Here is a 12413-nt window from a genome sequence, read left to right as displayed (position 1 = left end):
GTGCCGTCCGGACGGAACACCGGCTTGAGCTGGCTGACCTTCTCGTACGTGGTGCCGGCGCGCGGGCCGTCGTCGGTCGAGACGACCGTGCCGTCGGGGAGTGTGAGCGGCGTGATTTCCTTCTCGAAGAACCCCGACTTGATGGCTTCCTCGGCCCGGTTGTGTGAGCGCACGCCCCACCGGTCCTGGTCTTCGCGGGAAATCCCCGTGTAGGACGCGACGTTCTCGGCGGTCTGACCCATCGCGATGTAGACGTCGGGCAGTGTTCCTTCGGACCGCGGATCCGTCCAGGCCGTACCGCCCTGGGCAAGAGTTTCGGTCCGCGCCTCTGCGTCCGCGAACAAGGGGTTCTTGGTGTTCGGCAGGCCGTCGGCGTTGCCGGTCACGAAGCTCGACACCGACTCCACACCGGCGGAGATGAACACGTCGCCCTCGCCGGCCTTGATCGCGTGAAGCGCCATGCGGGTGGTCTGCAGCGACGACGAGCAGTACCGGTTGACGGTCACGCCGGGAAGGAAGTCGTAGCCGAGCTGCACGGCGACCACGCGGGCGATGTTGAAGCCGGACTGGCCGGCGGGCTGGCCACAGCCGACCATCAGGTCGTCGATCTCCGCCGGATCCAGGTCCGGAATCTTCGCGAGTGCCGCGGCGACCATCTGCGTGGTCATGTCGTCGGGCCGGAGCGTCTTGAGAGACCCCTTCATCGCGCGCCCGATGGGCGAGCGTACTGCTGAGACGATCACTGCTTCGGGCATCGGAAGCTCCTTCGAGAGTTGTCGGTCGGGAATCGTCTGCCGGGACTACAGGCCGAGATCGCGGCCGATGAGTTCCTTCATGATTTCGTTGGTGCCGGCCCAGATCTTCGTCACACGGGCGTCCCGCCATGCCCGCGCGACACGGTATTCGTTCATGTACCCGTACCCACCGTGGATCTGAACACACGCGTCGAGGACCTCGGACTGGGTCTGCGCACTCCACCACTTGGCCTTCGCCGCGTCGACCGCGGTGAGCTTGCCGTCGGCGTGGGCCTCGACAGCCTGGTCGACGTACGCTTCGGCGACCTCGATCTTGGTCACCAGTTCGGCGAGCAGGAACTTGTTGTACTGCATGGTGCCGATGGCCTGACCGAATGCCTTGCGTTCCTTCGAGTACTCGAGAGTCTCCAGGAGAATGTGCTTGGCATGGTGCACGTTGTTGACGGCGGAGCCGAGGCGTTCCTGCGGCAGCAGTTTCATCATCGAGATGAAGCCCATACCTTCTTCGCCGAGGAGATTCGCGCCCGGAACCCGGACGTCCTTGAAGAACAGTTCGGCGGTGTCGGCCTCGGGCTGTCCCACCTTGTCGAGCTTGCGGCCGTTCTCGAAGCCCTCCATACCGCGCTCGACGACGAGCAGCGAAATGCCCTTGGCGCCCTTCGTGGGGTCGGTGCGGGCGGCCACGACCACCAGGTCGCAGTTGTAACCGTTGGTGATGAATGTCTTGGCGCCGTTGAGGATCCAGTCGTCGCCGTCGCGGACAGCCGTGGTCTTGAGGTTGGCGAGGTCGGAGCCGCCGGAGGGCTCGGTCATGCCGATGGCACAGATGAGCTCGCCTGTCGCACAACGGGGCAGCCAGCGTTCGCGCTGCTCCTCGTTGCCGAGGTGCACGATGTACGGAACCGTGATGTCCGAGTGGATACCCATCGAGGACGACAGCGCCATGTTGGCACGCGCGAATTCCTCGGCGACGATCGCGTTGAAGCGGTAGTCACCGGCCTCCATGCCACCGAAGCGCTCCGGGATCTCGAGCCCCAGGAAGCCCGCCTTACCGGCTTCGAGCCAGATGTCGCGGGGAATCTCGTGGCGATCGATGAGTTCCTCTGCACGGGGCAGTACGAACCGATTGACGAACTCCCGGGCCGAGTCCCGGAAGGCCTCGTGATCGGGACCGTACAGGGTGCGTCGCATCCAAAGCTCCTAGAGTGAAATAAGCGAGTGCTTATTTTCTAAGCACTCGCTTATGATGAAGCGTTGTGGTGAGCCTGTCAACCACACGAGCAGGCAAGAACTGGAGTAAACCGTGACCACACCGAGCACCGGCGTCATCAGCACCTCGAAGGCAGCCGCGCGCCTCCGCGAGGCCGCAATCGAGGCGTTCGCGGAACACGGTTACGGAGGCACGACCACCCGGCAGATCGCCACCCGGCTGGAGATGAGTCCCGCCGCGATGTATCCGCACTACAAGTCGAAGGAAGAGCTTCTCTATGCCATCTCCTACGAGGGGCACGACCTCGCCCTGCGGGTAGCGCGGGACGCCGACATCCCCGGCGCCGACGCCGTCACGCGCCTCTCCTCCGTCATCGGCCGGTTCGCCGGATGGCAAGCCGAACATCACCGGCGCGCGCGAGTCATCCAGTACGAACTGAACGCCCTCGACCGCGACCACTACCGCATCATCACCGGGCTGCGCCGGCAGACGACCCAGGTCGTCAGGGACGTGGTCGACGCGGGGCTCGAGTCCGGTGAGTTCACCGTCCCCGACGCCGAAGGCGTCACCCTCGCGCTCATGTCGCTGTGCGTCGACATCTGCCGGTGGTATCCGTCCGGCCGCTACAGCGAGCCCGAGGCCATCAGCACCCTGTACGCCGATCTCGCACTGCGCCTGGTGGGTGCGGTGCGCTAGCATCTCGCCACCAACAGATCGGGGGGTCGTGGTGGGGGAACATCGAGTCGTGTCGCGTTCCGGCGGCGAAGGAGCCGTCACCGGTTCACAGCGCGCGTACGCGCTGACATTCGTCGGACAGGGGCGGTAGCTGCATGTCGGACGACACTCCGCTGGAAGAACTCCTCCAACCTCTTATCGGCTCGGGTGTGCCCGGGTCGGTCACCAGGCGACAGGCCCGGCACGACGAACTCGCCGCGCGACTCGACGCGGGATTCGATCCCGAATACATCCGCGACTTCGAGAACTTCCACAGCATGGAGCATGCCGAGATCTATCGCATCGCCCAGACCATCAGCCCTATCGCGATGACCACACTGGCCGGTGAATGGGCCGAGCTGGGAAAGGGTTTCAGCCTTGCGGTCTCGCTCGGCACCGTGATGATCCGCGACCGGATCGCGCGGCACTGGGAAGGAGACGCAGCAACGGCGGCGGCCGAAGCCACCCAGCGTTTCGGCGAATCGGCTCAGCAACTGTGCGACGCAGCGCAGGCGGTCGCCCAGAAGTTGCACATCGCCGCGGATGTCGGGGAACGGGTCAAGTCGTCCGTTCCGCCGCCCACCGCCCGGATTCCGATGGCGTTCACCGCGCTCGATCCGGTGGCCGGAGCCGAGGCCGCACGACAAGCGGAAGCGGTCCGGGTGCAGTCGGTGCATGTGATGGAATCGCTGTACAAGCCGTACTACCGGGATTCGGGTGCGGCGGTTCCGGTGCTCCCGCCGCCGTTTGTGGCGGCCACGGCGTCCGGCGGAGAGGTTGCCGGTGGCCGGCAATGGGGCGCCGCGAGCGAGTCCGGCCGAGATTCCGCGGGCGTGGATCCGACGGCGGGAGGGTTCGGCTCGAACCGCCGCGAAGACCTCGATTCCGCGACGTCCCGTACGGCCGACGGACCCCACGACAATTCGGAAGACCGTTCCGCGAAGCGCGAGAATGCGGCGCAGCCAAGCCCGTTCGAAGCTTCCCGCTCCGATCCGGCAACGACCACACCGGCCGGCGCCTCGGGGCCGTCACCACTGCCCGGTCAGCCGTATGGTTCCGGGGCCTCCGGATCTCCCGCCGGCCTCGGAGCCTCCGGCGGCGCCGGCAGCGCAGGTGGCGGTGTCTCGTCACCCTGGGGTCAGGGGCTCGGCGCCGGTGCCCTCGGCGGAGCGGCACCTGCGGGAACCGACCGCTCGGCACCACAGGCAGCGGCCGGGTCACGCAACGGTGGCGCACGCCCGATGGGCATGTATCCCGGCATGATGCCGCCGAGTTCGGCGCAGGGTAGCGACGACCAGCGCCGCGTCCCCGGTTACCTCGTCACCAACGACCACGGCAACGAACTCATCGGCTCGATACCGGACACCGCGCCGCCCGTGCTGGGGGCGGACCCGACATGAGCCGACGCCTGACACCGGATCGGTTTCGGTCTCTGTGGACCGCCTCGGGAGACGACGACCTGCCGTTCCCCCTGCGGTACCGCTCCGCGGCCCGGTGGGAAGACGAACATATCGCCGACCTCCGCGCAGCCGAACGATGGCGGCAACAACTCGACGACCCTGTCCTCGAACGCGCGCTCCACATTCTGCGCGCGGGTGAGATCGCGATCGAGATCTATGCGAACTCGTCCCGTCCGGGCGAATCGCTGTTCCTCGCGGGTGCCGTCGCCGGAGAGGACGCCGTTCTGGCCCGGCAGCACGTGAACGCCGGAGACATCGAGGTCACGACCATGCCGATCGGCGGGCTTCCGGGGTCGATCGCCGCATTGCTGCCCACCGTTCCACCCGGCCGGATACCGGAGCACACCGCGCCGACACGCTCGCTCCTGGATCTGCCCGTCAACACCGCCGTGCGTCTCCCGCTCGGCGGTGGGGCGGCACCGGCCGTTCGCGACGTCCTGCTCCGACCCAGGACGGCGACCGGCAGCATCCGGTTTCTTCTCCGCTCCCCCGGCACAGGTCCTACCGGGGCGGGTGACGTGGGCTGGTTCGATGTCGCCGACGACGGCCGGTATCTGTTCGTCCAGGGTGCCGACACGCGCGTGGCTCCCGGCACGACCGAAGCGCTGCACACCGAGTTGTCGTCGCGTCTGGACGTCGCACGCGCCGCACCGCGAACACAGTTCCGCCGGCCGCTGCAACCGTACTGACCAGCCTTTGCGGCGATCCGCCGACGTCCACTGTCGTCTACCCTGAAGGCCATGACGGATCGGGACCGCACCCCCGACGGCCGACCGCAGAACGCACGTCCCCGTGACGCGCTCGGCCGTCCCCTGCCACCCGGCGAAGAGGGCGTCCCGCGCGTCCCCGACGACCTCGATCTCGACACCGAGGAGACCATTTCCGAAGGGCAGCGACTGCTCGATCAGGGGCATCCGTTCCACGCCCACGAAGTGTTCGAATCCATGTGGAAAAAGGCTCCGCCCGAAGAACGCCCGCTGTGGCAGGGTCTCGCTCAGCTCGCCGTGGGCCTGACCCACCTGCTGCGCGGCAACCCCCGAGGCGCCGCCTCGCTGCTACAACAGGGCAGGTCGCGTATCCGCCACTACGAGGACGCACCACCGTACGGCCTCGACATCGACGGATTGTCCGCGTGGGCAACTCATCTCCTGACCGAGATCGAACGCGGCGACCCCACCGACGAACCACCGATCCCGATGCTGAGGATGCCCTGATGCCGATTCTCCCCATGTTCCCTCTGGGTACCGCACTACTCCCCGGAGCCGGCCTACCGCTCCACGTCTTCGAGCCGCGTTACCAGCAACTCGTACGCGACTGCTCGACCGCGCCGGACGGCCCGCGTTTCGGCGTGGTGCTCATTGCACGGGGACACGAGGTCGGCGGCGGCGATCAGCGCAACGACGTGGGGACCGTCGCGAGAATCCTCCTCGACACCGAAATCGGCGGCGGACGGCACGTTCTGGAATGCGTTGCGGAAGAACGGATCCGCATCGATCACTGGCTCCCGGACGATCCGTATCCGCGCGCGGAGGTGGAACCGTGGCCCGATACCGACTCGGGGCCGGTCGACATGGCGCCGCTGATGGAGGCACTCGAGCGTCTTCACGATCTCCTCGACCGCCTGACCGACGGCAATGCTCCACCGCTGCCGTCCCCCACGGAGCTTCCCGACGATCCGGGCGCGCGGTTGTTCGCGATCGCGCGTCACATTCCCATGGGTGAGGCGGATCGGTATGCGGTGCTCGCGACACCCGGCCCGGCCGAGCGCGTGGAGGTGCTGACCGAATCGGTCGCGACCGCCATCGACCTGGCATCGTGGAAACTGCAGAACTGACACGCCACACCTGCCGACTATGTCCGGCGATCGACGCCGTGCGCCACGGATCCCGGGGTACGGTTGTCGGACGGTTGTCGGACGGTTGTCCCGTCGACTCCATCGCCAGGAGAAGCCCGTGTCCGACGAAACCGATCTGTCCTATGAAACCGATCCTGATCGGGCACAAGCATTCCTCGACGAGATCGCAGTCGAGTATCGCAGTGATCCCGCGGTCGAGATGGGCACGATGTTCCGCAGCCCGGGCCTGCGCGTGGGAGGCAGAATCTTCGCGTTTCTCGGTGGGGATCAGCGCTTGATCGTCAAACTTCCCCGTTCCCGCGCTCTGGAAGCGGTCGACACCGGAACCGCCCACCACGTCACGATGGGCAGCCGGACCATGAAGGAGTGGGTTGCTTTCCCACTCGACGGAAACGACCTTGCCGGCACCTTGGACACCTGGCGGCACGCCGCCCGGGAAGCGCACAACTTCGTCGCCCGGATCTGACCTCCGCCGCTCAGCCGACGACGACCACCACGAGTGTCCGCGGACCGTGCACCCCTTCGACACGTTCGAGTTCGATGTCGCTGGTCGCGGAGGGCCCGCTGACGAGTGTGGTGGGCCGCTCGGGCACCAGCCTCGCCAGCGCCTCGGGCACACCGACTTCGAGGGTATCCAGTCCCACCAGGCACACGTGGAGGTCGGGCACCAGCGTGAGTGCTCGCCTACCCTGATCCGGGCTTCCGTCGAGGAAGATGGTGCCCGTTTCCGCACACGACACAGCCGATCCGGTGAGCACACCGTCGAGTTGCCCCAGGTCGGGAGCGGGCACTTCCGGAGAGTCGACGACGATCCGGCCATCGAATTCCGCGAGCCACGACCGGTCCAGTCCGGGCGGCACCCCGAGGCTCTGCACTCCGAGTTCGGTGAGAATCCCGGAGAGCGCACTCGCAAGTTCCGCGGAGGTGTGACGATGCACGGTCGCCTTGTAGTCACGCACCCTGTCGGCGAACATCTCGTAACGCTGGTCGTCGGGCAGTGTCCTTCCTGTCCGGTAGCGGCGGACAACCTCCCCGGGAGGAGAGTCCGACAGCATCAGTGCATCTCGGATACGCCCCATGACAACGTCTTTCGAACTCATGACTGTTCCCCCGATTGTCTCGCCCGTTCGAGGGTGACCCGGCGTTCTTCGGTGTCCCACCACTGACGGAACGTCTGTTTCGGAGGTGCGGCGATATCGCGGGCGTCGGTCCACCCGCTCAGCGGCCACGGCAGCGTCGTGATGCGACCCTTCCGTCCCGCGAGCAGTCGCGCGATGCCCGCGGCCTTCTGGGCTGCGGTCCATCGCGCGGCCGAAGACATCGCGAACGAGGCCGCCTTCATGGCCGCGGCCTCGGCGCCCGGCCGCGCGTGTTCGGCTTTCTGGTGCCGCAATTCGACCAGCAGGGACGGAATGTCGATTCGGACCGGGCAGGCGTCGAAACAGGCGCCGCACAGGCTCGACGCGAACGGCAGGGTGGCATTGGGGTCGTGGGGTTCGTCCATGCCGGCCAGTTGCGGGGTGAGCACCGCACCGATCGGGCCGGGATACGTCGACCCGTAGGCGTGACCGCCGGTGCGTTCGTACACCGGGCACACGTTCAAGCATGCTGAGCAGCGGATGCAGCGCAGCGCCGCTCGTCCGACGGTGTCCGCAAGGGTTGCGGTGCGTCCGTTGTCGAGCAGGATCAGGTGGAACGTCTGTGGTCCGTCCCCGGGGGTGACACCGGTCCACATCGAGGTGTACGGGTTCATCCGTTCCCCCGTCGACGATCGCGGGAGCAATTGGAGGAACACCTCGAGATCACGGTAGGTGGGCAGAAGCTTCTCGATACCCATGACGGTGATGAGGGTCTGCGGCAATGTCAGGCACATTCGTCCGTTGCCTTCGGATTCGACCACCGCGAGTGTCCCGGTTTCGGCGATGCCGAAGTTCGCTCCCGAGACCGCGACCGGCACCGTCATGAACTTGTGCCGCAAGTATTTCCGGGATGCTTCGGCGAGATGTGCCGGGTTCGCGTCGAGATCGGGATCTACGCCGTCCATCTCGCTGAGGAAGATGCTGCGAATCTCGGACCGGTTGCGATGGATGGCGGGCACGAGAATGTGCGACGGTGTGTCGTGGCCGAGTTGGACGATGAGTTCGGCGAGGTCGGTCTCGTGCGCGGTGATGCCCTCGGACTCGAGATGTTCGTTGAGACCGATCTCCTGGGTGGCCATGGACTTCACCTTGATGACTTCGTCCGCCCCCGCTTCCCGAACCAGTTGTGTCACCAGTGCATTGGCCTCGTCGGCATCTGCGGCCCAATGCACCACACCGCCCCGTGCTACGACGGCTGCTTCGAACTGCTCGAGCAACTCGGGTAGTCGCGCGAGCACGTCGTTCTTGATTCCCTCTCCGGCGACCCGGAGGTCTTCCCAGTCCGGTAATTCTTCGGTGACCGCCAGTCGCTTGCCGCGGATCGTGTGCGTCGCTTTACCGATATTGCGCCGCAGTTGCGCGTCGGCGAGTTCGTGTCGTGCTGCGGCAGGGAAGGTTTCGGTTCCGCGCACGTTTCCGGTGCCGCGCGGCGGGATCGGCGGCATCCCCAGCGAGGCCGCGGTCACGAGCCCACCACCGGAGCGGGTTCGCGGACGGACGCGAGAATCTCGGCGAGATGCAGGGTGCGTGTCCCCATCCGCAGACGCGACATTCCCCCGCCGATGTGCATGAGGCACGACGAATCTCCGGCCGTGCAGACCTCGGCACCCGTCGAGGCCACATTTCTGATCTTGTCGCCGAGCATCGCGGTGGACGTCTCCGCATTCTTGATCGCGAACGTTCCACCGAACCCGCAACACACGTCGGCTTCGGGAAGTTCGACGAGGTCGATGTCGCGTACCCGGCGCAGCAACCGGAGCGGCTTGTCGCCCACCCTGATCATCCGCAGCGAGTGGCAGGTCGGGTGGTAAGTCACGCGATGGGGGAACGACGCACCGACGTCGGTCACCCCCAGCACGTCGACGAGCAGTTCCGACAACTCGTACGTCTTGGCCTTCACCACCTCCACCCGTCCGCGGAGCGCGGGGGTTCCATAGCGGTCGGCCACGATGTGGTGCTGGTGACGGATCGACCCTGTGCACGATCCGGACGGCACCACGACCGCGTCGATCGCGGTGTCGCCGAACTCCTCCGCGAAGTTCTCCACGAGCGGCAGCGCGTCCGGCTGGTATCCGGTGTTGATGTGCATCTGGCCGCAGCAGGTCTGCCCGGGCGGGAACACCACCTCGTGTCCGAGTCTCGTGAGCAGGACAGCGGTGGCCTCGAGCGCGGACGGGAAGAGGGTGTCGCCGAGACATGTGCCGAACAGCGCGATCCGCATCGAGTTCTCCGCATCAATCTGTGGTCCGTCCCACACTATCACCGGCGGCGGGAACCCTGGTGAAATCGTCTCCGAAAGTCGTGTATCGTTGGTCAGGCAACGCGGGGTGGAGCAGCTCGGTAGCTCGCTGGGCTCATAACCCAGAGGTCGCAGGTTCAAATCCTGTCCCCGCTACCACCACCGGCCCGGACTCTCACGAGTCCGGGCCGGTTTTGCTTTCCCCACGGTAGATTCGCTGTGCCTGCATCAGTAGCGGCCGCGGGGGCGACATGGACGACGTAGACAGCCCGGAACCGACGAGGGCGCCGCGGGGTGGTGCCCGGCGCGTCGAGCGCTCCGGGCTTCCCCGCTGGTTCCGCCCCGTGATCCTCTACGTCCTGTTCGCGATCGCCGCGTACCAGATGTCCGGGTGGCTGTTCCACAATCTCAAAGGCTTCCTCGGGCTGATGTTCCTCGCGTGGCTCTTCAGCATCACCGTCGAGCCCGTCGTGGACCGGATGGAACGCTTCGGGATGCGACGGGGGGCCGCAGCGGGACTCGTGCTGTTCGGGCTGGTCCTCCTGGTGGTCGGGTTCCTGTCGCTGTTCGGCGCGTTGCTCGCCGAGCAGCTCTCCCAGCTCGTCACCGCGTTGCCGGACGCGTTGTCCTCGGTCACCCAGTGGGCGAACCGCACGTTCGACACCAACTTTTCGGTCGATTCGGATGATCTCCGCATCACGCCCGACACGGTGCGCGAACTCGCCGCCCGGTTCACTCCGGGTGTGCTCGGTGTGGTGACTTCGCTCTTCGAAGTCGCGTTCCAGTTGCTGACGATGCTGCTCTTCGCGTTCTACATGTCGGCGGAGGGCCCTGCTCTGCGGCGCACGGTGGCGAGTTGGTTTCCGGCTCAGCAGCAACGAGTGATTTCGACCGTCTGGGAGATCTCGGTGGACAAGGCCGGCGGTTACGTCGTCTCCCGCCTCATTCTCGCGGCCTTCAGCACCGTGGCGACCGGCGTGTTCCTGGTCGCGCTGGATGTGCCCTACTGGCTGCCCCTGGCCCTGTGGACGGGCGTCGTCTCCCAGTTCGTCCCGACACTGGGCACCTACCTGGCGATCGCCTTGCCCGCGATCATCGCGGCAACGACGCATCCGATCAACGCCGTGTGGGTCGTGGTTTTCGGCACGCTCTACCAGCAGATCGAGAACTACGTGCTGCATCCGCGCGTCACCGCGCGCACCGTGGCCATCCATCCCGCCGTGGCCTTCGGCGCGGTGATCATCGGTGCGTCACTGTTCGGTGCCATCGGCGCGCTCGTCTCGGTGCCGGTCATCGCGGTGATCCAATCGCTGATCGAAACCTTCGGCCGGCGTTACGAACTCGTGCCCGAAATCGCCGGTTCACCCGGGCCCGATGCGCCGGACGCGAACCGCGACACCGGAGACGCCGGAGACACGAGGGCACCGGACGAAGGATCAGGTGCGTGAAGCCAGGTCACGTGCCGCGAGGTGCGCGAACACCATGCTCGCCCCGATGGGGTTTCCGCCGCCGGGATACACGGTTCCGCTGACCGCCGCCATGGTGTTACCGGCCGCATACAGCCCGGGTATCGGTGCTCCGGAGGTGTCGAGCACACGGGCACAGGTATCGGTGCGCAACCCTCCCTTGGTACCGAGATCGGACAGTCCGAACGCCGCTGCGTGGAACGGCGGCGTGTCCACCGGCACGAGAGGCGACTCGCCACCCGAGAACGCGCGATCGTAGGGTTCGTCCCCCCTGCCGAAATCCTCGTCGACGCCGGCCGCCGCGAAGGCGTTGAATCGTTCGACCGTCGCGGCCAGCACGTCGGCGGGAACACCGATCATGTCGGCGAGTTCCTCGAGCGTGTCCGCGGTCTTCCACAGACCGGCCTCGACGTACTGCTCCGCCTCCGCGACCGGCACGTTGGTGGCCTGGACGGGTGGTGCGAGACCGTCTTTGTCGTCGTAGATCATCCAGAACGGCATGGTCAGCTTTCCGCTCTCCGCATGTGCGAGGGCGGCATGCCCGATCCGGTCGTACGGTGCGGATTCGTTGACGAAACGCTCACCCCGGTCGTCGACGAACACTCCACCGGTAAACCAGAGCGCGAACGCCGAGCGGCCGTCGGGGTGCGTCAGTCCGGGCGACCACCATGCCTCGTCCATGAGATCGACATCCGCGCCCGCCGCGATTCCCGCGCGGTGCCCCTTGCCGAGGTTGGACCACGGCCCCATCGAATCGCGTGAGTGGCCCGGGACTCCGAATTCGGCCCGCATGTCGTCGTTGCGCTCGAATCCACCGGCAGCGAGGACCACACCCCGCCGTGCGCGGATGGCACGTCGCTCACCTCCGTGCGAGACGATCGCTCCGACCACGCCACCGTTCTCGACCACGAGATCTTCGAGGGCGGTGTCGAGATGGGTGTCGGCGTTCGGGTATTGCCGAAGGGCGACGAGGAAACGGCCGACCAGCGCCCGTCCTCCGATGAGGGTGCTGCGGAGGCGCTCGCCGGCGCGTTCGCGACCGAGGGGGCCGCGGATGGATTCGTTGAGTTCGAGGTCGTCACGCACCCGCAGCGGCGCGGCGCAGATGTGCCGGCCGGTGGCGCTGGCGTTGGGTGCCTTGCCGAAGTAATCGGGCCACGGCAGCACCTGGAACTCGAAGTTGTCGTCCGCTTCGAGGTAGTCGATGAGGGGCGCGCCACTGGTGACGAACGTGTCCTGCAGGTCGCGGGGGGTGCGGTCTCCGACCACGGAACGGAAATAGGTACGGGCGTCGTCGAGGGTGTCCGTGTCACCCGCCCGCCGCAATACGGCATTGGTGGGGAACCACATTCCCCCGCCACCGGAATACGCAGCGGTCCCACCGAAGTGCTCGGAGGCCTCGATGAGTATCACCGAAAGACCTTCCCGGGCAGCGGTGTACGCGCCGCAGCACCCGCCCGCTCCCGATCCGACCACGAGTACGTCGCATTCCTCGGCCCAGTCCACCATTGCGTTCCTCCGTCGGTCCGGCGTCGGCAGATGCTAACCGTCCGGCACGCGGGGGCGGGAGCGTCG

At 66.6% G+C, this 12413-nt stretch carries 12 protein-coding genes, 1 tRNA gene and 1 pseudogene; 8 read left to right on the top strand and 6 right to left on the bottom strand.

Going from position 1 to position 12413, the window contains the following annotated elements:
* Window positions 1-755: pseudogene (locus HF877_RS20065) on the bottom strand (acetyl-CoA C-acyltransferase); the annotation flags it as partial.
* Between the two features lie 45 nt (window positions 756-800).
* Complete coding sequence (locus HF877_RS20060; protein ID WP_169622962.1) at window positions 801-1946, bottom strand: acyl-CoA dehydrogenase family protein; 1146 nt, start codon at window positions 1944-1946, stop codon at window positions 801-803.
* Between the two features lie 112 nt (window positions 1947-2058).
* On the opposite strand from HF877_RS20060, the gene HF877_RS20055 reads away from it, so the two are divergent.
* The 6 genes from HF877_RS20055 to HF877_RS20030 all read left to right on the top strand — a co-directional run bounded on the left by HF877_RS20055 (window position 2059) and on the right by HF877_RS20030 (window position 6460).
* Window positions 2059-2661, top strand: coding sequence for a TetR/AcrR family transcriptional regulator (locus HF877_RS20055; RefSeq protein ID WP_169622961.1), 603 nt, complete (start codon window positions 2059-2061; stop codon window positions 2659-2661).
* 134 nt (window positions 2662-2795) lie between these two features.
* Window positions 2796-4079 carry a hypothetical protein gene (locus HF877_RS20050; RefSeq protein ID WP_169622960.1) on the top strand — a complete coding sequence of 428 codons (1284 nt, stop codon included), beginning with the start codon at window positions 2796-2798 and terminating at the stop codon, window positions 4077-4079.
* Window positions 4076-4828 carry an ESX secretion-associated protein EspG gene (locus HF877_RS20045; protein ID WP_169622959.1) on the top strand — a complete coding sequence of 251 codons (753 nt, stop codon included), beginning with the start codon at window positions 4076-4078 and terminating at the stop codon, window positions 4826-4828. Before HF877_RS20050 ends, HF877_RS20045 begins: the two co-directional genes overlap by 4 nt.
* A 51-nt stretch (window positions 4829-4879) precedes the next feature.
* On the top strand, window positions 4880-5353 hold the full coding sequence (locus HF877_RS20040) for a DUF309 domain-containing protein (RefSeq protein ID WP_169622958.1): 474 nt from the start codon (window positions 4880-4882) through the stop codon (window positions 5351-5353).
* Window positions 5353-5973 (top strand): LON peptidase substrate-binding domain-containing protein, encoded by a 621-nt coding sequence (locus HF877_RS20035; protein ID WP_169622957.1) that lies wholly within the window; start codon window positions 5353-5355, stop codon window positions 5971-5973. Before HF877_RS20040 ends, HF877_RS20035 begins: the two co-directional genes overlap by 1 nt.
* 118 nt (window positions 5974-6091) lie before the next feature.
* On the top strand, window positions 6092-6460 hold the full coding sequence (locus HF877_RS20030) for a hypothetical protein (protein ID WP_169622956.1): 369 nt from the start codon (window positions 6092-6094) through the stop codon (window positions 6458-6460).
* 10 nt (window positions 6461-6470) lie between these two features.
* Here the strand turns inward: HF877_RS20030 and HF877_RS20025 are convergent, their stop codons facing one another.
* Genes HF877_RS20025 through HF877_RS20015 form a run of 3 tightly spaced genes read right to left on the bottom strand, consistent with a single transcriptional unit; the run spans window position 6471 to window position 9354 of the window.
* On the bottom strand, window positions 6471-7094 hold the full coding sequence (locus HF877_RS20025; protein WP_169622955.1) for an LUD domain-containing protein: 624 nt from the start codon (window positions 7092-7094) through the stop codon (window positions 6471-6473).
* Window positions 7091-8578: a lactate utilization protein B gene (locus HF877_RS20020; protein ID WP_169622967.1), complete on the bottom strand. Its 1488-nt coding sequence runs from the start codon at window positions 8576-8578 to the stop codon at window positions 7091-7093. The genes HF877_RS20025 and HF877_RS20020 overlap by 4 nt, the downstream gene beginning before the upstream one ends.
* A gap of 17 nt (window positions 8579-8595) precedes the next feature.
* Window positions 8596-9354: a (Fe-S)-binding protein gene (locus HF877_RS20015; protein ID WP_169622954.1), complete on the bottom strand. Its 759-nt coding sequence runs from the start codon at window positions 9352-9354 to the stop codon at window positions 8596-8598.
* A gap of 100 nt (window positions 9355-9454) precedes the next feature.
* Between HF877_RS20015 and HF877_RS20010 the strand changes: the two genes are divergently transcribed.
* Together HF877_RS20010 and HF877_RS20005 are read left to right on the top strand one after the other, a co-directional pair.
* A tRNA-Met gene (locus tag HF877_RS20010) sits at window positions 9455-9531 on the top strand.
* 92 nt (window positions 9532-9623) lie between these two features.
* Window positions 9624-10820, top strand: a complete 1197-nt coding sequence (locus HF877_RS20005) for an AI-2E family transporter (protein ID WP_169622953.1) — start codon at window positions 9624-9626, stop codon at window positions 10818-10820.
* Here the strand turns inward: HF877_RS20005 and HF877_RS20000 are convergent.
* Window positions 10809-12347, bottom strand: coding sequence for an FAD-binding protein (locus HF877_RS20000; RefSeq protein WP_169622952.1), 1539 nt, complete (start codon window positions 12345-12347; stop codon window positions 10809-10811). The two genes, HF877_RS20005 and HF877_RS20000, sit on opposite strands and share 12 nt — an antisense overlap.
* Between the last annotated feature and the right edge of the window lie 66 nt (window positions 12348-12413).

This window comes from Rhodococcus sp. BL-253-APC-6A1W (assembly GCF_012843405.1).
Classification (GTDB): Bacteria; Actinomycetota; Actinomycetes; order Mycobacteriales; family Mycobacteriaceae; genus Rhodococcus.
Note: the sequence above shows the minus strand (reverse complement) of the source record. Positions and strands in the feature narration are given on the sequence as shown.